We start from the raw sequence: 20,623 nt of genomic DNA, 5'->3' as shown, positions 1-20,623 counted from the left end.
TCACTCGGCCCAATTGCCGATGTCTGCCGCCATGCCTTCGCCGCCCGACACGCCATCGGCGCCCAGCGAATAAAGGTCATAGCCGCCATTGGGGGATTTATGCCCCGGGTTGAGGTACTGGTAAGGCGTGCCCCAGGGGTCGACCGGCTGGCTTTTCAGGTAACCCTGGGGGTTCCAGTTCCTGGCGGCGGGCGTGCCGGACGGGCGTTTGCTCAGCGCCTCCAGGCCTTGTTGGGTCGATGGGTACTGGAAGTTGTCGAGGCGGTACATTTCCAGGGCCGTGGCGATCGCCTGGATATCGGTGCGGGCGGCCGTGACCTTGGCCTGGTCGGGTCGGCTCATGAACTGCGGCACCACGATGGCGCCCAGCACGCCAATGATGACCACCACCACCATGATTTCGATCAGGGTAAAGCCACGTTGGTGGCGTGCAGGTCGCTTGTGTTGGAGTTTCATCGGTCAATTCACCAATTGGTTGAGGCTCAGGATCGGTAGAAGAATGGCCATGACGATCAGCAGCACGACGCCACCCATCAACACCAACATGGCCGGTTCGAAAAGGCTCACCACCAGCGCGATACGCGCCGCGAGGCTGGCCTCCTGTTGTTCGGCGGCCCGGGCCAGCATGTTGTCGAGCTCGCCGGCGCGTTCGCCGCTGGCGATCATGTGCAGCATCAGCGGCGGAATATCGCCGCCCAGCTCCAGGCCACGGGTCAGGGTCCCGCCCTCGCGGACCGAACGGGCGACGTCGGCCATGCGGGCGCGGATCGTCAGGTTGCCGATCACCTGCGCGGCGATGTGCAAGGCCTCCACTAAAGGCACGGCGCTTTTGCTCAGGATCGCCAGGGTGCTGGCGAATCGCGCCGCCTCCATCGCCCGCAGCACTTCGCTCAACACCGGCAGCCGCAGCAACACACGGTGCCAGCGCAGGCGCCACGCCTGTTGGCGCAGGCTCCAACGCCACAGGCCGAGCAGCCCGGCCAGCGCACCGAGCAGCAGCAGGCCATGGCGGCGCAAGCCATCGCTCACGGCGATCAGCGCCTGGGTCAGCCAGGGCAACGGCTGGCCGCTGTCGATGAAAATCTTCACCACGTCCGGCACCACGTAGCCCAGCAGGAAACCAACAATCGCGACGCAGGCCAGCATCAGGATCAGCGGGTACACCAATGCCAGTTGAATGCGCTGGCGCGACGCTTGGCGCGCCTGGGTGTAGCTCGCCAGTTGTTCCAACACCTGGCCCAGGTGCCCGGATTGCTCGCCCGCCGCGACGGTGGCGCAGAACAGCTCGGGGAATGCCTGGGGAAAGGCCCTCAGGGCCGTCGCCAGCGCGTGGCCTTCCATCACCCGGCTGCGCACTGCCGCCAGCAGGTGGGCCACGCGCCGCTTCTGGCTCTGTTGCGCCACCGCCCGCAGGGATTCTTCAAGCGGCAGGCCGGCCTGGATCAAGGTGGACAGCTGCAATGTCAGCAACGCCAGATCAGCCGAGCTCAAACGCCCTCCGGCATGGCGCCCGCCCAAGGTTCGCGGCTCCTTGGTTTCAGCCAGTTCGCTGGGCAACAAGCCGCGCTCGCGCAACAACTGGCGAGCATGGCGCGGGCTGTCGGCCTCCAAGCGGCCCTTGCAGCGTCGGCCCTGGGCGTTCTCGGCCCGGTAGTCGAAGGTCGGCATGGCGCTAATCCTCCTGGGTAATGCGCAGCAGTTCGTCGACACTGGTCAAGCCTTCCAGCACCCGCCGGCGGCCGTCCTGAAACAGGCTACGGGAGGTCTTGCGCGCCTCGGCGGCCAGCGCCTGCTCGGTGGCGCCCTGGTGAATCAGTTGCGACACAGCGGCGCCGACATTCACCAGCTCATAAATACCGAAGCGCCCGCGATAACCTTTCTGGCAATGCTCGCAGCCCTGGGCCTTGAACAACCGGGGCGTAGCATCGCCGTCGAGCCCCAGGCGCCGACACGTAGCGGCGTCGGCCACATAGGGCGTCTTGCAGGACGGGCACAGGCTGCGCAACAAGCGCTGGGCGACAATGCCAGCCAGGGACGACGCCAGCAGATAGGCATCCACGCCCATGTCCACCAGCCGCGTGACTGCACCGACGGCGGTGTTGGTGTGCAGGGTCGAGAGCACCAGATGCCCGGTCAGCGACGCCTGGACGGCAATTTCGGCGGTCTCGCGGTCGCGTATTTCGCCGACCATCACCACGTCCGGGTCCTGGCGCAAAATGGCCCGCAAGCCGCGGGCGAAGGTCATGTCGACTTTCGGGTTGACTGGCATCTGGCCGATGCCCGGCAAGTGATATTCGATGGGGTCTTCGACGGTGAGAATATTGCGGCTCTGGTCGTTGATGCTGCTCAGCGCCGCGTACAGGCTGGTGGTTTTCCCTGACCCCGTGGGCCCGGTGACCAACACGATGCCGTGGGGCTTGCCGAGCAACTGGCGCAAGCTGGCCAGGGTGTCGTCGGGCAGGCCCAGGTGTTGCAAATCCAGACGCCCGGCCTGCTTGTCGAGCAGGCGCAACACCACCCGTTCGCCATGGGCCGACGGCAGGGTCGAGACCCGCACATCGACCTCGTGGCCGGCCAGGCGCAAGGCCATCCGACCGTCCTGGGGCACGCGTTTCTCAGCGATATCCAGGCGCGCCATGACCTTGATCCGCGACACCAGCAGATTCGCCAACTCCCGGCGCGGGCGCAGCATTTCCTGCAACTGACCGTCGATGCGCATGCGCACCGACAGGTACTGTTCGAACGTTTCCAGGTGCACGTCCGAGGCGTGCTCGCGGACCGCCTCGCTGAGCAAGGCATTGATCAGCCGGATGATCGGCGCATCGCCCTGCTGCTCCAGCAGGTCGGTGGTCTGCGGCATCTGGTCGGCCAGGCTGAGCAGGTCCAGTTCCTCGTCCAGGCCTTGGGCGACCTGTTCGGCGGCGCTCTGGCCCTGGCGATAGACGCTGGCCAGGCGCGCGGCGAACGGCGCCGGTTCCAGCACCTGGATAGGCAAGTCCCGACCACACAGGCGCTGCACTTCGGCCACGGCGGTCAACGGTGTATCGCGGCGCATGACCAGGCTCAAGGTCGGCCCCTCGCCTTCGAGCAGCACGCCCAGGCGCCTGGCGAAACCAAAGGGCAACGGCTCGCTCACAGGTCACCGGAGCGCTGTGGGCGCGGGTCGGCCGCCGGCACTGGCGGGGAGGGTTCGAATAATTGGTGAGCGTCCCGGGGGAGCAACAGCGAGTTGTTTTCCCGCGAGCCCGGCTTGCTCAGGTCCCGGAGCGCGTCATAGCGCTGGCGGCTCACCTGGGCAAGTTCCTCGTTGCTGCGCACGATGGTCGGGCGCAGGAACACCATCAGGTTGCTTTTGACCTGGGTGTCGCGGTTCCAGCGAAACAACGCGCCCAGGTACGGGATACTGCGCAGCAATGGCACACCGCTTTGCTGGGTGCGGACACTGTCGCGGATCAGGCCGCCGATCACGATGATCTCACCGTCATCCGCCAGGATCGTGCTCTTCAAGGCCCGCTTGTTGGTGACCAGGTCCGAGGGATCCACACCGGAGATCGACGGTACGATGTCCGAGACTTCCTGCTCGACTTCAAGACGCAAGGTCGAGCCTTCGTTGATGTACGGCTTGACCTTGAGGCTGATGCCGACATCCTTGCGCTCCACGGTGGTGAACGGATTGTCCGCGCCATTACCGTTGGTGGCGTAGGAACCGGTCTTGAACGGGACGTTCTGGCCCACGATGATTTCCGCTTCCTGGTTATCCAGGGTCAGCAGGCTGGGAGTGGACAGCAGGTTGCTGTGGATATTGCTTGCCAGCGCCGAGACCAGCGCACCAAAGCGATCGCCGCCCAACCGCAAGACCGCGCCTTCGGGTGCCTTATCCAGTTCATTGAAGTTCAGCTCGCCGATGATCGGGATGTCGGTCCCGGGGAAATTGATGAACCCCGCCGTGCTGCCGCTGTTGAGGCCCCATTGCACCCCCAGCGCTTCGGAAATATCTCCGGAAATCTCCACGATGGCCGCGTGAATCAGTACCTGCGCCCGGGGTTGATCCAATTCACGCACGATCTTTTCGATGGTGCGGATCTGGGCCGGCTCGGCGATCAGCACCAAAGCGTTCTGGCTTTCATCGGCCTTGATCATGAACGGGCGGGTGGCGGCACTGTCCCGCTGGCCGGCCAGGGTCGGCACGGTTTTTTTATCCTGCCCGACGCCTTCCAGCACCTCGGCCAATAGCTTGGCATCACTGTGGCGCAGGCGAATGACCCGGGCGTTGTCCTGGGATACGGTGGCGGGGACGTCGAGGGTCCGGGCCAGGTCGACCAGGCGCTGGCGCACCGCCGGTGCGCCGATGATCACCAGGCGATTGCTGCGGGCATCGGCAATCACCACGCCCGCGGTGTCACCCTCGCGCTTGCCGCCGGAGGCGTCCATCAGTGGCGCGATATCCTCGGCCTGGGCATGCCGTAACCGCACCACCACATGATTGCGGTTGCGCCCTGAGTCCAACTGCCGAACCACGTCGGCGATGCGCCGGACATTGGCGGCGGTGTCGGTGACCACCAGGGCGTTGGACGATACCGAAGGGCCGACGTAACCATGGGTGGACACCAACGGTCGGATCAGCCCGGCGATGTCGGCGGCAATGCTCGAGTGCAGGTCGATGACCCGGGTGACGAACTGCGACGGCGTGGCGCTCTTCGCATCAGTGGCTGCGGCGCGCGTCTTGGCATCGCTGACCGGCGTGATCAGGATCCGCTCGCCTTCGTCGATGACAGTGAAGTTGTTTGCATCGAGTACCGAATAGAACAACCGACGCACACCTTCACGGTCCAGCGCCTGGCGGGACATGACCGTAATACGCCCCGACACCCGCGGATCGAGCACCACGGTCTTGCCCAGGATCGCGGAGAATTCCTCGACCACGTCGCGCAGTTCCGCATTGTTCATCGCCAGCTGCCATTGGACCTCCTCGGCCCGCAGCGAACCGCAGAACATGAGCGGGCAGGACACGGCAAGGCCGAACAGGACAGGCGATACACGGCCCCGGATAAAGCTGTTCATGAATTCGATCACTCTGATTGCCCGGTCACCGGGCGTAGGTATTGCGAAGACTGCGGTGCGCCCTGGCGCCCGTCTTTCAAGTCCAACCGGCGCAACAAAGGCTTGGCCGCTGGTTGCAGGGCCACCCGTTCTTCCCGTCCGTTGCGCCACAACGTCACATGGCTGGCCTCGACCCGACGCAGCACACTGCCACCGGGCAAGCGCTCGCCGACTTGGTAGATGCGCGAGCCAGAGGCGCTTGCCAGCAATGCTCGCGACAAGCCCTGGCCGGTGACAAAACTGGCTTGCAACGTAATCGGTTCGGCGCTCGGTGCGCGGGCACCTTCAGGCGCCAAGCCAAGCACCGTCGCTACCGCTTGGACGTTGGGCCGGTCGCGAACAGGAGCCACCGGCGAGTCGGCCACCACCGGCACAACGCGGCCCAATGCCTGGCGAAAGCGCCACTCTTGCCCGGCCAGGAAAATCCCATACAGCAGCGGCAGGAGCACCAGCAGCAGCGTCGGCAGACGGCTGCCGACCCGAAAAAACAGGCTCACCGTTGTGCTCTCTGGATCGTGCCGGCGGGCTTGGCGAAGGACATTCGCCGCACCAAAATAATCGCCGCCGACAGCCAGTGCAGCAGCACCCGTCGCCTGGAGTAATGAATAGACATCACTGCGCACTCGTCTGAAGGCCCCAGGCAATCCTGCCGATCGCCTGGGGCCATGCCTGTCAGGACTTACAGCTTGTCCCAGGCGCTTTGCCAGGAGGCACCGACGCCCGGCTCGAAACCGTTCGCCGTCGGGCTGTACTGCTTGCAGTAGCCGGACGCAGGGAACGGCTTGCACTCGAAGACTTCGTCAGTCTTGGGTTGCAGCACTTTCGTGCCGGCGGTGTATTCGCTGAGGCCTTCAGGGAAAACGAAGTCGTACTCGATACCTGCGCCCTCACCAGTCAGGGTGACCGCTTGGGTATCCTGGCGGGTGGTGCGCCCGTCTTCGGTGGTCCCCACCAGCGTCAGGGTGTGGGCACCGGGAGCGCTGCGCACGGCCAGGGTCAGGTTGGTGCTGCCTTCACCGACGGTCTGGCTCACGATACCGACCTGTTTGTTCTTCTCATCGAACAGTGTGGCTTCGAGGTTCATCCTGCGGTTTGTCTGCGCTGTGAACGCCATGCTGACCCGACCATTGTCGAGAACGTACTCTGGCTGCAGGGAAGAGATCTCCATACTGGCGCCGGAGTCTTCCACCATGTCCAATTGCACTTCGTAGCGCTTCACGCCGCTTTCGTCCTGGGCATACAGGCTGTTGGCGCCGTTGATCGGAGTGATATTGCCCTCCTCGTCACGAACACCTGCACGAATCAGGGTATGGGCGTTGTTGATGGCCTCGGCCAGTTTGAACGACCAGTTCTCAGGCTTGCCTTCCTCGGCGTTGTCGACGCTGATTTCAACGCTGTATTGGGCACTTTCACCCGTCGCGGAGAATGCCCGGGCCTTGACCTTGTCACCTGCCAGCAGTTGCGTCGATGGTGCGATGCGGCCCACTGGCGACCAGCCGCCCGGCAACGCGGCTTCGGCGATGATGTTCACATCCACCGGGTTGTAGAACGCATTGTCGGTATCGCCAACCGTCCAGACCCCCAGGATGACGTGATGCCCAGACTTGCTGTCAGGAATGACGCAGTCGTGCTTGGCACCACTTACCGGGAGTTGATGACCGCCATCGACCGTACAGAACGGCGTGCTGTCGAACGAGGCACGCTTGAGCGCTTCGTTCGGGTTCCAACCGTCGCGGGTAATGAAGTATTCGTGCTTGGTCGCCGGGTGCGGCGCGGTGTACTGCCATTGAAAGGCAATGTTGCGGTCCGTGATTTCCGTCAAGTGCCAGCGTGAAGCCGATTGCGCATCCAGGGCAGAAAACAGGGACTTGTCGCCGCTGGCGATCTTGCCGTCGATAGGGCCTTGCAGCGGAGCACCGCCCACGCCATTAGGAAAACCCTTGTGGGTTTCGCCGGTACTCTGTGGTTCATTTGACGCGCCGCCACAGTGTTGGTTGACACCTAGGCGACACAACAACGCACGGGAAGGCGGCACTTCGACGAAACCATGGGCAGCTGCACCCTGGGACGCCACCATGGTCGACAATAGAACTAATGACGACGCACACCCTGCCAATATACTGCCCTTGCTATAGCTATTTTTCATATAAATTCCAGACTAGTCATCAGAATTGAAAGACGTATAACCGCCCTCTTGAAAGGCACACTAGACCGCTCAGCACCTGGCCTTACAAGTGCTGGGAACTTTATAGAAAGTTGGACTACCCCTATGTAGGACAAGTCTCTCAACATAGAAGGAAGGATCTCTGATTCCTCTGTTCTTACATAACTAGAGAAAACTCTTACAAATAGAAATAGCCATCAAACACAAAACAAACACACAGAAACACCAAATAAAACAATCGACTCATTTCACGCAAGATCTATTAGAAAGACAGGCATTAAAAAGCCTGTCCGGCACGGGTCCGGACAGGCTGGGTGACAAGGATGCAATCAGACGTGATATTGCGCCGACAATTCATGCACCGCCCGCAGGAAGGCACCGGCGTGTTCGGGATCGACTTCCGGGGTAATGCCATGGCCGAGGTTGAACACATGGCCGCTGCCGCTGCCATAGCTGGCCAGGATGCGCCCCACTTCAGCACGAATGGCTTCAGGCTTGGCGTAGAGCACAGTCGGGTCCATGTTGCCTTGCAGGGCGACCTTGTGACCGACGCGCTCGCGAGCGTTGCCAATGTCGCAGGTCCAATCCAGGCCCAGGGCGTCGGCACCGGCATCGGCGATGCTTTCCAGCCACAGGCCGCCGTTCTTGGTGAAGAGGATCACCGGGACTTTGCGACCCTCGTGCTCGCGGATCAGGCCGCTGACGATCTTGCGCATGTAGGCCAGGGAGAATTCCTGGTACGCCGCCGCCGACAGGTTGCCGCCCCAGGTATCGAAGATCTGCACCGCTTGCGCACCAGCCAGGATCTGGCCATTGAGGTACGACGTAACCGACTGGGCCAACTTGTCCAGCAACAAGTGCATGGCTTGCGGGTTGTCGTAGAGCATTGCCTTGGTCTTGCGGAAGTCCTTCGACGAACCGCCTTCGACCATGTAGGTGGCGAGGGTCCATGGGCTGCCGGAGAAACCGATCAGCGGTACACGACCGTTGAGTTCACGACGAATGGTGCTGACCGCGTCCATGACGTAGCCCAGGTCTTTCTGTGGATCGGGAATCGGCAGGGCCTCGATGTCGGCCAGGGTGCTGATGACTTTCTTGAAGCGTGGGCCTTCGCCGGTCTCGAAGTAAAGGCCTTGGCCCATGGCATCGGGAATGGTCAGGATGTCGGAGAACAGGATTGCCGCGTCCAACTGCGGATACCGATCCAGCGGCTGCATCGTCACTTCGCAGGCGAACTGGGGGTTCATGCACAGGCTCATGAAGTCACCGGCCTTGGCGCGGCTGGCGCGGTACTCCGGCAGGTAGCGACCCGCCTGGCGCATCATCCATACCGGGGTGACGTCTACGGGTTGCTTGAGCAGGGCGCGAAGGAAACGGTCGTTCTTCAGGGCAGTCATGTCGGCATCCGGAAAAAAAGTGCGGGCATTTTCTCAGAGCGCGAGGCAAAAGGCACGGCAAGAGCCGTGCCTTTTATCTATCGGGGCAATTTGTCGCGGTGCCACACAATGTTCAGCAACACCACAAAACAACTGTGGGAGCGAGCTTGCTCGCGATGAGGGCGTCACATTCAACATTTTCGTCGAGTGATCCACCGCTATCGCGAGCAAGCTCGCTCCCACATTTTGATCGCATTCCAGCATTAGGAACTGATCAGACCCCCAGGTAATCCAGGATCCCTTCCGCCGCATTGCGGCCTTCGAAGATCGCCGTCACCACCAGGTCAGAACCGCGGACCATGTCGCCACCGGCGAAGATCTTCGGGTTGCTGGTCTGGTGCTTGTACTGGCCCTGCTCCGGCGCCACGACGCGGCCCTGGCTGTCGGTCTGGATGCTGAACTGCTCGAACCACGGCGCCGGGCTTGGGCGGAAGCCGAAGGCGATGACCACGGCGTCGGCCGGGATGATCTCTTCGGAACCGGGAATCGGCTCGGGGCTGCGGCGGCCACGGGCGTCCGGTTCGCCGAGACGGGTCTCGACCACCTTCACGCCTTCGACCTTGTCTTCACCGACAATGGCAATCGGCTGGCGGTTGTAGAGGAACTTCACGCCTTCTTCCTTGGCGTTCTTCACCTCTTTGCGCGAGCCGGGCATGTTGGCTTCGTCACGACGGTAGGCACAGGTCACCGACTTGGCGCCCTGGCGAATCGACGTACGGTTGCAGTCCATCGCCGTGTCACCACCGCCGAGTACCACGACCTTCTTGCCTTTCATGTCGACGAAATCTTCCGGCGACTTTTCAAAGCCCAGGTTGCGGTTAACGTTGGCGATCAGGAAATCGAGTGCGTCGTAGACGCCCGGCAGATCCTCACCGGCAAAGCCGCCCTTCATGTAGGTGTAGGTGCCCATGCCCATGAATACCGCATCGTACTCTTCGAGCAGTTGCTCCATGGTCACGTCCTTGCCCACCTCGGTGTTCAGGCGGAACTCGATGCCCATGCCGGTGAAGACTTCGCGACGATTGCTCAGCACGGTCTTTTCCAGCTTGAACTCGGGGATGCCGAAGGTCAGCAGACCGCCGATTTCCGGGTTCTTGTCGAACACCACCGGGGTCACGCCACCACGCACCAGCACATCGGCACAGCCCAGGCCCGCCGGGCCGGCACCGATGATCGCCACGCGCTTGCCGGTCGGCTTGACCTTGGACATGTCCGGACGCCAGCCCATGGCGAACGCGGTGTCGGTGATGTACTTCTCCACCGAACCGATGGTCACCGCGCCAAAACCGTCGTTGAGGGTGCACGCACCTTCGCACAGGCGATCTTGCGGGCACACCCGGCCGCAGACTTCCGGCAGGGTGTTGGTCTGGTGAGACAGCTCGGCGGCCTGGAGGATGTTGCCCTCGGCCACCAGCTTCAACCAGTTGGGAATGAAGTTGTGCACCGGGCACTTCCATTCGCAATACGGGTTACCGCAACCCAGGCAGCGGTGGGCCTGGTCGGCCGACTGCTGGGGTTTGAAAGGCTCGTAGATTTCCACGAACTCTTTCTTGCGTTGACGCAACAGTTTCTTCTTCGGATCCTTGCGCCCGACATCGATGAACTGGAAGTCGTTATTCAGACGTTCAGCCATTGTTAAAACCTCATCAAACTCTTCAGGCGCATATCACTGCGGGTTGGCACGAGTGCTGGAAAGCAACGATTTCAGGTTGGCAGCCTTGGGCTTGACCAGCCAGAAACGGCGCAAGTAGTCATCGAGGTTCTCGGCGAGTTCACGACCCCACTCGCTGTCGGTTTCCGCGACGTACTCGTTCAGCACGTTTTGCAGGTGGCTGCGATAGGCTTCCATCGCCTCGCCGCTGATCCGCTGGATTTCCACCAGTTCGTGGTTGACCCGGTCAACGAAGGTGTTGTCCTGGTCGAGCACGTAGGCGAAACCGCCGGTCATGCCAGAGCCGAAGTTATAACCGGTCTTGCCCAGCACGCAGACAAAACCACCGGTCATGTACTCGCAGCAGTGATCGCCGGTGCCTTCCACCACAGTGTGGGCCCCGGAGTTACGCACGGCAAAACGCTCGCCTGCGGTGCCAGCGGCGAACAGCTTGCCGCCCGTGGCGCCGTAGAGGCAGGTGTTGCCGATGATGGCACTGTCCTGGGTCTTGTAGACGCTGCCCTTGGGCGGAACGATGACCAGCTTGCCGCCGGTCATGCCCTTGCCCACGTAGTCGTTGGCATCGCCTTCCAGGTACATGTTCAGGCCACCGGCGTTCCAGACGCCGAAGCTCTGGCCCGCGGTGCCCTTGAAGCGGAAGGTCACCGGCGCCTTGGCCATGCCCTGGTTGCCGTGCTTGCGCGCGATTTCGCCGGAGATCCGTGCGCCGATGGAACGGTCGCAGTTGCAGATGTCCAGGTTAAACTCGGCACCGCTCAGGTCGTTGATCGCCGCAGCGGCCATGTCGACCATCTTCTCGGCCAGCTCACCCTTGTCGAACGGCGGGTTGCGGTCGACCTGGCAGAACTGTGGCTTGTCTGCCGGGATGAGATCGCTGCCCAACAACGGGGTCAGGTCCAGGTGCTGCTGCTTGGCAGTCTGGCCTTCGATCACTTCCAGCAGATCGGTACGGCCGATCAGTTCTTCGAGCGAGCGCACGCCCAGCTTCGCCAGCCACTCACGGGTCTCTTCGGCCACGTAGGTGAAGAAGTTCACCACCATGTCGACGGTGCCGATGTAGTGGTCCTTGCGCAGCTTGTCATTCTGGGTCGCCACGCCGGTGGCGCAGTTGTTCAGGTGGCAGATGCGCAGGTATTTGCAGCCCAGGGCGATCATCGGCGCGGTGCCGAAGCCGAAGCTCTCGGCACCGAGGATGGCGGCCTTGATCACGTCCAGGCCGGTTTTCAGGCCACCGTCGGTCTGCACCCGGACCTTGCCGCGCAAATCGTTGCCGCGCAGGGTCTGGTGGGTTTCAGCCAGGCCCAGTTCCCACGGCGCGCCAGCGTACTTGATCGAGGTCAGCGGCGATGCGCCGGTGCCGCCGTCGTAGCCGGAGATGGTGATCAGGTCGGCATAGGCCTTGGCCACGCCGGCCGCGATGGTGCCCACGCCCGCCTCCGCCACCAGTTTCACCGAGACCAGCGCCTTGGGGTTCACCTGCTTGAGGTCGAAGATCAGTTGCGACAAGTCTTCGATCGAGTAGATGTCGTGATGCGGCGGCGGCGAGATCAGGGTCACGCCAGGGACCGCATAACGCAACTTGGCGATCAGGCCGTTGACCTTGCCGCCAGGCAACTGGCCGCCTTCGCCGGGCTTGGCGCCCTGGGCAACCTTGATCTGCAGCACTTCAGCGTTGACCAGGTATTCCGGCGTCACACCGAAGCGGCCGGTGGCCACCTGCTTGATTTTCGAGCTCTTGATGGTGCCGTAGCGCGCCGGGTCTTCGCCGCCTTCGCCGGAGTTGGAACGCGCACCGAGGCGGTTCATGGCTTCGGCCAGGGCTTCGTGGGCTTCCGGGGACAAGGCGCCCAGAGAAATACCGGCCGAATCGAAGCGCTTGAGCACCGATTCCAGCGGCTCTATTTCACTGATGTCCAGCGGCGTGTCGAGGGTCTTGACCTTGAGCAGGTCGCGAATCATCGACACCGGACGGTTGTCCACCAGCGAGGTGTATTCCTTGAACTTGCTGTAGTCGCCCTGTTGCACGGCGGCTTGCAAGGTGCTGACCACGTCCGGGTTGTAGGCGTGGTACTCGCCACCATGAACGAACTTCAGCAGGCCGCCTTGCTGGATCGGCTTGCGCGGGCTCCAGGCTTCGGCCGCCAGGGCTTTCTGTTCGGCTTCGATGTCGACGAAACGCGCCCCCTTGATGCGGCTCGGCACGCCACGGAAGCTCAGCTCGCAGACTTCTTCCGACAGGCCGATGGCCTCGAACAGTTGCGCGCCACGGTACGAGGCGATGGTCGAGATGCCCATCTTCGACAGGATCTTGAGCAGGCCCTTGGTGATGCCCTTGCGGTAGTTCTTGAACACCTCATAGAGGTCGCCCAGCACTTCACCGGTACGGATCAGGTCGCCCAGCACTTCATAGGCCAGGAACGGATACACCGCCGAGGCACCGAAACCGATCAGCACCGCGAAGTGATGCGGATCGCGGGCGGTGGCGGTCTCGACCAGGATGTTGGAGTCGCAGCGCAGGCCTTTTTCGGTCAGGCGATGGTGCACCGCGCCGGTGGCCAGCGAGGCATGGATCGGCAGCTTGCCCGGCGCGATGTGACGGTCGCTGAGCACGATCTGGGTACGACCGGCGCGCGCGGCTTCTTCAGCCTGATCGGCAACGTTGCGGATCGCCGCTTCCAGGCCGACGCTTTCGTCGTAGTTCAGGTCGATGACCTGGCGCGCAAAGCCCGGGCGATCGAGGTTGGTCAACGAGCGCCACTTGGCCGGGGAAATGACCGGCGAGCTGAGGATCACCCGCGAGGCGTGTTCCGGCGACTCCTGGAAAATGTTGCGCTCGGCACCGAGGCAGATTTCCAGGGACATCACGATCGCTTCGCGCAGCGGGTCGATCGGTGGGTTGGTCACCTGGGCGAACTGCTGGCGGAAATAGTCGTACGGCGTGCGCACGCGCTGCGACAGCACGGCCATCGGCGTGTCGTCACCCATGGAGCCGACCGCTTCGTAACCCTGCTCGCCCAGCGGACGCAGCACCTGGTCACGCTCTTCGAACGTCACCTGGTACATCTTCATGTACTGCTTGAGCTGGTCGACGTCGTAGAACGCCGAACCGTGGTCGTTGTCTTCCATGGTCGCCTGGATGCGCAGGGCATTCTTGCGCAGCCATTGCTTGTACGGATGACGGGACTTGAGGCGGTTGTCGATGGCGTCGGTGTCGAGGATCTGGCCGGTCTCGGTGTCCACGGCAAAGATCTGGCCCGGGCCCACACGCCCCTTGGCGATGACGTCCTCAGGCTGGTAGTTCCAGACACCGATTTCCGAGGCCAGGGTGATGAACCCATTGGTGGTGGTGACCCAACGCGCCGGACGCAGGCCGTTACGGTCCAGCAGGCACACGGCGTAGCGACCGTCGGTCATGACGATACCGGCCGGGCCGTCCCACGGTTCCATGTGCATGGAGTTGTATTCGTAGAAGGCGCGCAGGTCCGGGTCCATGGTCTCGACGTTCTGCCAGGCCGGCGGCACGAGCATGCGCACGCCGCGGAACAGGTCGATGCCGCCGGTCACCATCAGTTCCAGCATGTTGTCCATGCTCGAGGAGTCCGAACCCACGCGATTGACCAGCGGGCCGAGTTCTTCGAGGTCGGGCATCAGGTCGTTGGCGAACTTGGTGCGACGGGCCACGGCCCAGTTGCGGTTGCCAGTGATGGTGTTGATCTCGCCGTTGTGGGCGAGGAAGCGGAATGGCTGGGCCAGCGGCCATTTCGGCAGGGTGTTGGTGGAGAAGCGCTGGTGAAACACGCAGATCGCGGTTTTCAGGCGCTCATCGCTCAGGTCTGGATAGAAGGCGGTGAGGTCCGCCGGCATCATCAGGCCTTTATAAATGATGGTCTTGTGGGAAAAGCTGCAGATGTAGTGATCGGTATCGGCGGCATTGGCCACGGACGAACGACGACGGGAGCTGAACAGCTTGATCGACATGTCCTGGTCGCTCAGGCCTTCGCCGGCGATGAACACCTGTTCGATCTGCGGCAGGCGCTCGAGCGCCAGGCGGCCGAGGACACTGGTGTCGATCGGCACTTTGCGCCAGCCCACCAGTTGCAGGCCGGCGGCCAGGATCTCGCGATTCATGTTTTCGCGAGCCGCCTCAGCCTTCACCGGGTCCTGGTTGAAGAACACCATGCCCACGGCGTATTGCTTGGGCAGGGTCACGCCGAACGTTTCCTGGGCTACGGCACGCAGGAACTCGTCGGGCTTTTGAATCAGCAAGCCACAACCGTCGCCGGTCTTGCCGTCGGCGTTGATCCCACCGCGGTGGGTCATGCAGGTCAGGGCCTCAATGGCCGTTTGCAAAAGGGTATGACTGGGCTCGCCCTGCATATGGGCTATCAGGCCGAAACCGCAGTTATCCTTGAATTCATCTGGTTGGTACAGACCTGCTTTCATAGACACTTTCTCACCAGGCTGCCCCTTATCGAGGCAAATTTCTTTTCAATTCAACCAGTTGCGTGCCGCGCCGAACGTACGCCAGCTTTGCGGGGGCAAAAGGGAGGTCATTGTACACACCGGCACAGAGGCTCACAAATTTGACGACGAACTGTCGCAAATCCATGTCGCATTTGTGAAAGGTTTAAAGCTATATGCTGTGCTAGTCAAAACTTTTTTGGGTTCGACCGCTACGACTCAAACACTACTGTGACGCAGACACCACAAGGCGCGCGGCCATAAAGGTCGCCCGCCCCTGCGGAAATTTTGAGGTTGCCGGGAGAGGCGGCCTGGGTAAGGCCGCCGAATCTTCAGCGAGTTGCTGCCAGTTCCTGTTGGACGCTGGCGACAGTGCGAGGCCAAGGTTTACCAGCCTGAACCTTCGCTGGCAAGGCCTTGATGGCGGAAACGGCTGCATCACGGTTGGCAAAGCTGCCGTAGGTGATGACATACAGTGGCTTGCCATTGAGCACTTTCTTGAAATAGCGGTACTCGCCGCCCTGCTCCTTGACGAAGTTCTGTGCCGTGGCTTCGGAACTGGTACCGAGGATCTGCACGACGTAGTTGCCCGGCGCCTGGCCAGCGTACCAGCTACCGCCCGCGGCCTTGGCCGGGGTGGCGGCGGCAGGCTTGGCCGCTGGGGCTGGCGCTGGGGCCGGTTTGGTGGCGGGCGCAGGCGCAGGCTTGGCGGTAGCCACCTGGGTAGGCGCCGGGGTTGGCTTGGCAGGCGTTGGCGTTGGCGTCGGTGCAGGACCGGCCGGCACGCCCACAGGCGGCGCGGTGGTGGTCACAGTCGGCGGCACGTCGCTGCTGTCGTCGACCGGTGGCGCTGCGCCGTCGTCGCCTTCGGTGATGCCGCCGGCCGCTTCAGCCAATGGGCCGCGCATGACCGGCTGCGACTGGCCGACCAGCGGCAGCGGCATCGGCTGGGTGTTGCCGGCAAATTCCACTGCTGGCGCGCCACCGTTGGCTTGCGGCGTCCCTTGGCCGAGAGGCAGTTGCGCCTGTTCGTTGGCAGGGGCACCGGTGGTGGGTGCCTTGGTGCGACCCGGCATCAGCCAGGCGGCGGCAACCGCGACCACGACGACGGCGGAAATTGCCAATACGTGTTTCTTCGGCATGTTGAACCCCATACTTGGACGCTTCACCGCTGAGCGGCTGGCAATCATGACTTCGATCAGAGCATCGCGGGCGACCTGGTTGATGTTGCCAGGCCAACCGTCGGCGCTTTCGTGAATCTCAGAGATCTGATCGGCGGTGAAAAGTTCGATACCCCGGCCCGCCCCCTCAAGACGCTGGGCCAGGTATTCACGCGTTTCTTCCTCGGTGTAGGGCGCCAGCTCGATGACGTGGAAGCGCTCTTCCTCGAGATTCAATTGGTCCAGATCAGCGATCAGCGACGACTCACCAAACAGGAACACATGAGGGCGACCCTCCGGCGCACCGGCCGCCAAGGCCAGCAGTGCCTCGAGGGCCGACTCGTCGAGTTGCTCGGCGTCGTCCACCAGCAGATAGACTTCCTGCCCAGTCAGCGCCAGCTGCACGATCTGATCGAGAATTGCACCGACCTCAGCCTGGGCGACGTTCAGCGCCTGGGCCACCTGACGCAATACACCTGCGGCATCGCCGGCGCCACGGGCCGAGACGACCACGCTTTGCACGGACTGTTTGTTGGTGCTGGCCACCAGGGCCTGGCGCAGCAAGGTCTTGCCGCTGCCCTGGGGACCGGTGACCACCAGCAGCAACTGGCTGTAGCGCGCCAGATGATGCAATTGGCCCAGCACCGGCTTGCGCTGGGCAGGAAAGAACTTGAAGCCCGGGACCCGCGGTGCGAAAGGGTCATGACTCAATTGGAAATGGCCGAGGAAAGCCTCGTCGGCATGCAAACTAGTCATCGGAATCTTATTAACCTTTAAGCTGAGCCAGGGCGCGGTAGTCCGCTCCCAGCGTGGCCTGTAGAACTTCTTTCGGATAATCGTCGGTCACCACCGCTTCGCCCATGTGGCGCAGCAGCACCAGGCGCAGACGACCGTCGATCACTTTTTTGTCGATTGCCATGTGTTCAAGAAAATCCGCCTCGCTCATTTCCTCGGGCGGAACCACCGGCAGCCCGGCGCGCTGGAACAGACGAATACCGCGATCACGCTCCTGTTCGCTGATCCAGCCCAGGCGCGCGGACATCTCCAGGGCCATGACCGTACCGGCCGCAACTGCTTCACCGTGCAGCCAGACACCATAGCCCATGTGGGTTTCGATGGCATGGCCAAAGGTGTGACCAAGGTTGAGGGTGGCGCGCACACCTGACTCACGCTCATCGGCACCCACCACGGCAGCCTTGGCGGCGCAGGAGCGTTCGATGGCGTGGGTCAGGGCTGCCTGATCCAGTGCACGCAGGCGGTCGACATTCTCTTCGAGCCAGCCCAGGAACGGCTCGTCGCAGATCAGCCCGTACTTGATGACTTCCGCCAGCCCCGCAGACAGTTCGCGGGCCGGCAAGGTATTGAGGGTGGCGGTGTCGATCAGCACCACGTTGGGCTGATAAAAAGCACCGACCATGTTCTTGCCCAGCGGATGGTTGATCCCTGTCTTGCCGCCCACCGACGAGTCGACCTGCGACAGCAGCGTGGTGGGGATCTGGATGAAATCGACGCCACGCTGATAGCAAGCGGCTGCAAAACCGGCCATGTCACCGATCACACCGCCACCCAGGGCAATCACCGTGGTGCGGCGATCGTGGCGTGCGGTCAGCAGGCCATCGAAAATAAGTTGCAGGGTTTCCCAGTTCTTGAAGGCTTCGCCGTCGGGCAATACCACGGAAATGACCGAGAAGGCCGACAGGCTGCGGGTCAGACGTTCCAGATACAGGGGCGCGACGGTTTCATTGGAAATGATCGCCACTTGCCGCCCGGCGATATGCGGCGCCAGCAGTTCGGGCTGGTCCAGCAAGCCTTCGCCAATATGAATCGGGTAGCTGCGCTCGCCCAGGTCGACCTTAAGTGTCTGCATGTGTCCCCACAGTGAAGATGGAATCAGGCGTCCTGCCTGCAATTAACGAAAGTCCACGGTGCTTGTTCTGACGCCAGTTAATGGCCATCCGCCACGCCCCAGGCGGGCCATGACGGGAGGTCGAGGATAGCGCATTTCGCCAAGCGCATTAACGGGGAGGCAGTTGCTGAAGGCGATCGAGAATGTCCAGCACCACCATCCGAGGCGGTCGCTCGTCGGTTTCCACCACCAGGTCGGCGATCTCCCGATACAGCGGATCACGCAGCTCCAGGAGGTCCCGCAGGGTCTTGGCCGGGTCGGCGGTGCGCAACAGCGGCCGGTTGCGATCCCGGGCGGTGCGACCGACCTGCTGCTCGACAGAAGCATGCAGATAGACCACTCGTCCGCCGGCATGCAGCGCCCGACGATTGGCTTCGCGCATCACTGCGCCGCCACCGGTGGCAAGGACCACGCCATCGAACGCGCACAACTCGGCGATCATCGCCTGCTCACGGTCACGAAAGCCCGGTTCGCCTTCCTTGTCGAAAATCCATGGGATATTGGCGCCCGTGCGCAATTCAATTTCCTTGTCGGAATCTTTGAACGGCAGGCGCAGCTCTTTGGCCAGCAAACGGCCGATGGTGCTTTTTCCAGCGCCCATCGGCCCAACAAGAATCAAATTTCGCACAGAATCAACGACTCACAGCAATCGCCTGGTTATTCATGATACGCGGAGTGAGGAACACCAGCAGCTCGGATTTGCTATCCGAAACCACATCACGCCGGAAAAGGCGGCCAAGATACGGCACATCGCCAAGAAATGGCACCTTATCTACAACCTTGCTCTGAGTATTTGAGAAAACCCCGCCAATCACAATGGTCTCGCCATCATTGACCAAGACCTTGGCATTGACCTCGTTTTTCTTGATCGGCGGCACATCATTCACCTTGTTCAGGTAGTCCGGCTCATCCTTGGTGACCTTGACCTCCATGATGATGCGGTTGTCCGGGGTGATCTGCGGGGTCACCTCCAGCGACAGCGAAGCCTCCTTGAACGACACCGACGTAGCACCGCTGGAGCTGGCTTCCTGATAAGGAATTTCCGTGCCCTTGAGGATCTTTGCCGTCTCCTTGTCGGACGTCACCACCTTGGGCTGGGAGACGATCTCCCCGTTGCCGGTTTTCTCCATAGCCGTCAGCTCAAGGTCCAGCAATACGTTGTCGGTGATAAAGGCAATGCCGATGCCCGAGGTATTGCCCGAGGCGCCCAGGTCGACAAACGGCTGGTTGGTGCTGGTGCTGCCCGGCGTGCCGATAGTGGTGGAATCGCCCGTGGTGACCCCCGAGGAGTTCCAGTTGCCCTTGTTTTGAACCGAACCGCCCCAGCGCACGCCCAGGCTTTTGTCGTAGTCGACGTTGGCCTCGACAATCCGCGCCTCGATCATCACCTGGCGCACCGGGATATCCAGTTGCGCCACGATCCGGCGCAGTTCGTCGAGACGGTCCTGGGTCTGGTAGGCAATGATGTTGTTGGTGCGCTCATCGACCGTGATCGTGCCGCGCTCATCGGCTTTGGCCTCGGCACTGGTCACCGACTGGAACAGCTTGGCGATGTCGGCCGCCTTCGCATAGTTGACCTGCAACAGTTCACGCCGCAGCGGTGCCAGGTCGGCAATCTGCTTCTGCGACTCCAGTTCCTGGCGCTCACGGGCGGCAATTTCATCGGCCGGAGCCACCAACAGCACGTTGCCGACCTTGCGTTTGTCCAACCCCTTGGTCTTGAGCACCAGGTCGAGCGCCTGGTCCCAGGGCACATTCTGCAACCGCAGGGTGATGCCACCCTGCACCGTGTCGCTGGCGACGAGGTTCAGGTTGGTAAAATCGGCAATCAGTTGCAGGACCGAACGCACCTCGATGTCCTGGAAGTTGAGCGAAAGTTTCTCGCCACTGTAGGCCGCGCGGTCGGCGTTGCGTTTTTGCAGGTCGTCGACGGTCATGGGCCGGACGCTGACAGTGAGCTTGTTGTCGGTCTGGTAGGTCGAGTAGTCGAAGGTGCCACTGGGTTCGATACTGATGGTCGCCCGGTCGCTGCCGGCGCTGGCATTGACGAACTGCACCGGGGTGGCGAAGTCCTTGACGTCCAGGCGCACCCGCAGCGGCTCGGGCAACTGGGTCCTGGCGAAATTGAGGATGATCTTGCCTTCGCGCTCCTGGATATCCGGGGCGATGGACGGGTCAGACAGGTCGATGACGACATTGCCTTCGCCCTGGGTCCCGCGCTGGAAGTCCACCCCACGGATCGCCTTGCCCACCGGCGCACTGGCTCTCGCAGGCGCGGCGCTGGCAACTGCCGGGCGCGGGGCCTGGGCCGCGCTGTTTGGTGCAGCGCCCTTCGCGGCGGCGCCCTTGCCAACCACCACGAACAGGTTGTTACCTTCGATCCGGGTGTCATACGGCGCCAGTTGGGTAAGGCCGATGATCAACCGGGTGCGATCCCCAGCCTCGACCACGGTGGCACTGCGTGCATTGCCCCCGCCCAGGTCGCGGCGCTTGCTGGACAGTTGATTGGTTACGCCCGGCAGGTCCAGAGCAATCCGCGCCGGTTGTTCGGTGGTGTAGCCCCGCGGTGACGGTGGTGGCCCGTCGAAGGTGAGCTTCAACTCGACACGGTCCCCCGGCAACGCCGCCACATCCAGCGTCTTCAGGCTGGCCCCGAGAACCATCGGCGACAACAGCGCTATCCATAGCGAAATACCGAGGGCTGAAAAAATCCTGTTCATTGTT

At 62.4% G+C, this 20,623-nt stretch carries 13 protein-coding genes; all 13 read right to left on the bottom strand.

The genetic code is table 11. The features are described 5' to 3' along the window. The gene (gspG, locus tag LQ215_RS14075) at positions 1-456 is read right to left on the bottom strand and encodes a type II secretion system major pseudopilin GspG (protein ID WP_230150616.1); all 456 of its coding nucleotides are present in this window, start codon (positions 454-456) and stop codon (positions 1-3) included. A gap of 3 nt (positions 457-459) precedes the next feature. Next, the gene (gspF, locus tag LQ215_RS14070) at positions 460-1,668 is read right to left on the bottom strand and encodes a type II secretion system inner membrane protein GspF (RefSeq protein WP_230150614.1); all 1,209 of its coding nucleotides are present in this window, start codon (positions 1,666-1,668) and stop codon (positions 460-462) included. Between the two features lie 4 nt (positions 1,669-1,672). Continuing rightward, the gene (gene gspE, locus LQ215_RS14065; RefSeq protein WP_290369116.1) at positions 1,673-3,136 is read right to left on the bottom strand and encodes a type II secretion system ATPase GspE; all 1,464 of its coding nucleotides are present in this window, start codon (positions 3,134-3,136) and stop codon (positions 1,673-1,675) included. Beyond that, the gene (gspD, locus tag LQ215_RS14060; RefSeq protein ID WP_230150612.1) at positions 3,133-5,061 is read right to left on the bottom strand and encodes a type II secretion system secretin GspD; all 1,929 of its coding nucleotides are present in this window, start codon (positions 5,059-5,061) and stop codon (positions 3,133-3,135) included. Before gspD ends, gspE begins: the two co-directional genes overlap by 4 nt. 8 nt (positions 5,062-5,069) lie before the next feature. Continuing rightward, positions 5,070-5,597 (bottom strand): type II secretion system protein N, encoded by a 528-nt coding sequence (locus LQ215_RS14055; RefSeq protein WP_230150610.1) that lies wholly within the window; start codon positions 5,595-5,597, stop codon positions 5,070-5,072. Between the two features lie 182 nt (positions 5,598-5,779). After that, positions 5,780-7,246 (bottom strand): N-acetylglucosamine-binding protein GbpA, encoded by a 1,467-nt coding sequence (gbpA, locus tag LQ215_RS14050; protein WP_230150608.1) that lies wholly within the window; start codon positions 7,244-7,246, stop codon positions 5,780-5,782. Positions 7,247-7,593: 347 nt separating this feature from the next. Beyond that, complete coding sequence (gene hemE, locus LQ215_RS14045) at positions 7,594-8,661, bottom strand: uroporphyrinogen decarboxylase (RefSeq protein ID WP_014336172.1); 1,068 nt, start codon at positions 8,659-8,661, stop codon at positions 7,594-7,596. Positions 8,662-8,914: 253 nt separating this feature from the next. After that, the gene (locus LQ215_RS14040) at positions 8,915-10,333 is read right to left on the bottom strand and encodes an FAD-dependent oxidoreductase (RefSeq protein WP_039592434.1); all 1,419 of its coding nucleotides are present in this window, start codon (positions 10,331-10,333) and stop codon (positions 8,915-8,917) included. Between the two features lie 33 nt (positions 10,334-10,366). Then, positions 10,367-14,815 (bottom strand): glutamate synthase large subunit, encoded by a 4,449-nt coding sequence (gene gltB, locus LQ215_RS14035; protein WP_230150606.1) that lies wholly within the window; start codon positions 14,813-14,815, stop codon positions 10,367-10,369. Positions 14,816-15,165: 350 nt separating this feature from the next. Beyond that, entirely contained in the window at positions 15,166-16,749 is a 1,584-nt protein-coding gene (locus LQ215_RS14030; protein ID WP_230150604.1) for an AAA family ATPase, read from the bottom strand. A 10-nt stretch (positions 16,750-16,759) separates the two neighbouring features. Further along, complete coding sequence (gene aroB, locus LQ215_RS14025) at positions 16,760-17,860, bottom strand: 3-dehydroquinate synthase (protein ID WP_230150602.1); 1,101 nt, start codon at positions 17,858-17,860, stop codon at positions 16,760-16,762. Between the two features lie 148 nt (positions 17,861-18,008). After that, positions 18,009-18,527, bottom strand: coding sequence for a shikimate kinase AroK (aroK, locus tag LQ215_RS14020; RefSeq protein WP_003196983.1), 519 nt, complete (start codon positions 18,525-18,527; stop codon positions 18,009-18,011). Between the two features lie 4 nt (positions 18,528-18,531). Further along, the gene (gene pilQ, locus LQ215_RS14015; RefSeq protein WP_230150600.1) at positions 18,532-20,619 is read right to left on the bottom strand and encodes a type IV pilus secretin PilQ; all 2,088 of its coding nucleotides are present in this window, start codon (positions 20,617-20,619) and stop codon (positions 18,532-18,534) included. Positions 20,620-20,623 lie beyond the last annotated feature (4 nt).

The organism is Pseudomonas brassicacearum, from assembly GCF_918698105.1.
In the GTDB taxonomy this organism is placed as follows: domain Bacteria; phylum Pseudomonadota; class Gammaproteobacteria; order Pseudomonadales; family Pseudomonadaceae; genus Aquipseudomonas; species Aquipseudomonas brassicacearum_F.
This window is presented reverse-complemented; position numbering and strand designations above follow the sequence as displayed.

Excerpts from the sequence above, each read along its gene's own strand:
- gbpA (WP_230150608.1), bottom strand. The coding sequence starts at position 7,246 with ATGAAAAATAGCTATAGCAAGGGCAGTATATTGGCAGGGTGTGCGTCG.
- hemE (WP_014336172.1), bottom strand. The coding sequence starts at position 8,661 with ATGACTGCCCTGAAGAACGACCGTTTCCTTCGCGCCCTGCTCAAGCAA.
- gspF (WP_230150614.1), bottom strand. The coding sequence starts at position 1,668 with ATGCCGACCTTCGACTACCGGGCCGAGAACGCCCAGGGCCGACGCTGC.
- gspD (WP_230150612.1), bottom strand. The coding sequence starts at position 5,061 with ATGAACAGCTTTATCCGGGGCCGTGTATCGCCTGTCCTGTTCGGCCTT.
- gspG (WP_230150616.1), bottom strand. The coding sequence starts at position 456 with ATGAAACTCCAACACAAGCGACCTGCACGCCACCAACGTGGCTTTACC.
- LQ215_RS14040 (WP_039592434.1), bottom strand. The coding sequence starts at position 10,333 with ATGGCTGAACGTCTGAATAACGACTTCCAGTTCATCGATGTCGGGCGC.
- LQ215_RS14030 (WP_230150604.1), bottom strand. The coding sequence starts at position 16,749 with ATGACTAGTTTGCATGCCGACGAGGCTTTCCTCGGCCATTTCCAATTG.
- pilQ (WP_230150600.1), bottom strand. The coding sequence starts at position 20,619 with ATGAACAGGATTTTTTCAGCCCTCGGTATTTCGCTATGGATAGCGCTG.
- aroB (WP_230150602.1), bottom strand. The coding sequence starts at position 17,860 with ATGCAGACACTTAAGGTCGACCTGGGCGAGCGCAGCTACCCGATTCAT.
- gltB (WP_230150606.1), bottom strand. The coding sequence starts at position 14,815 with ATGAAAGCAGGTCTGTACCAACCAGATGAATTCAAGGATAACTGCGGT.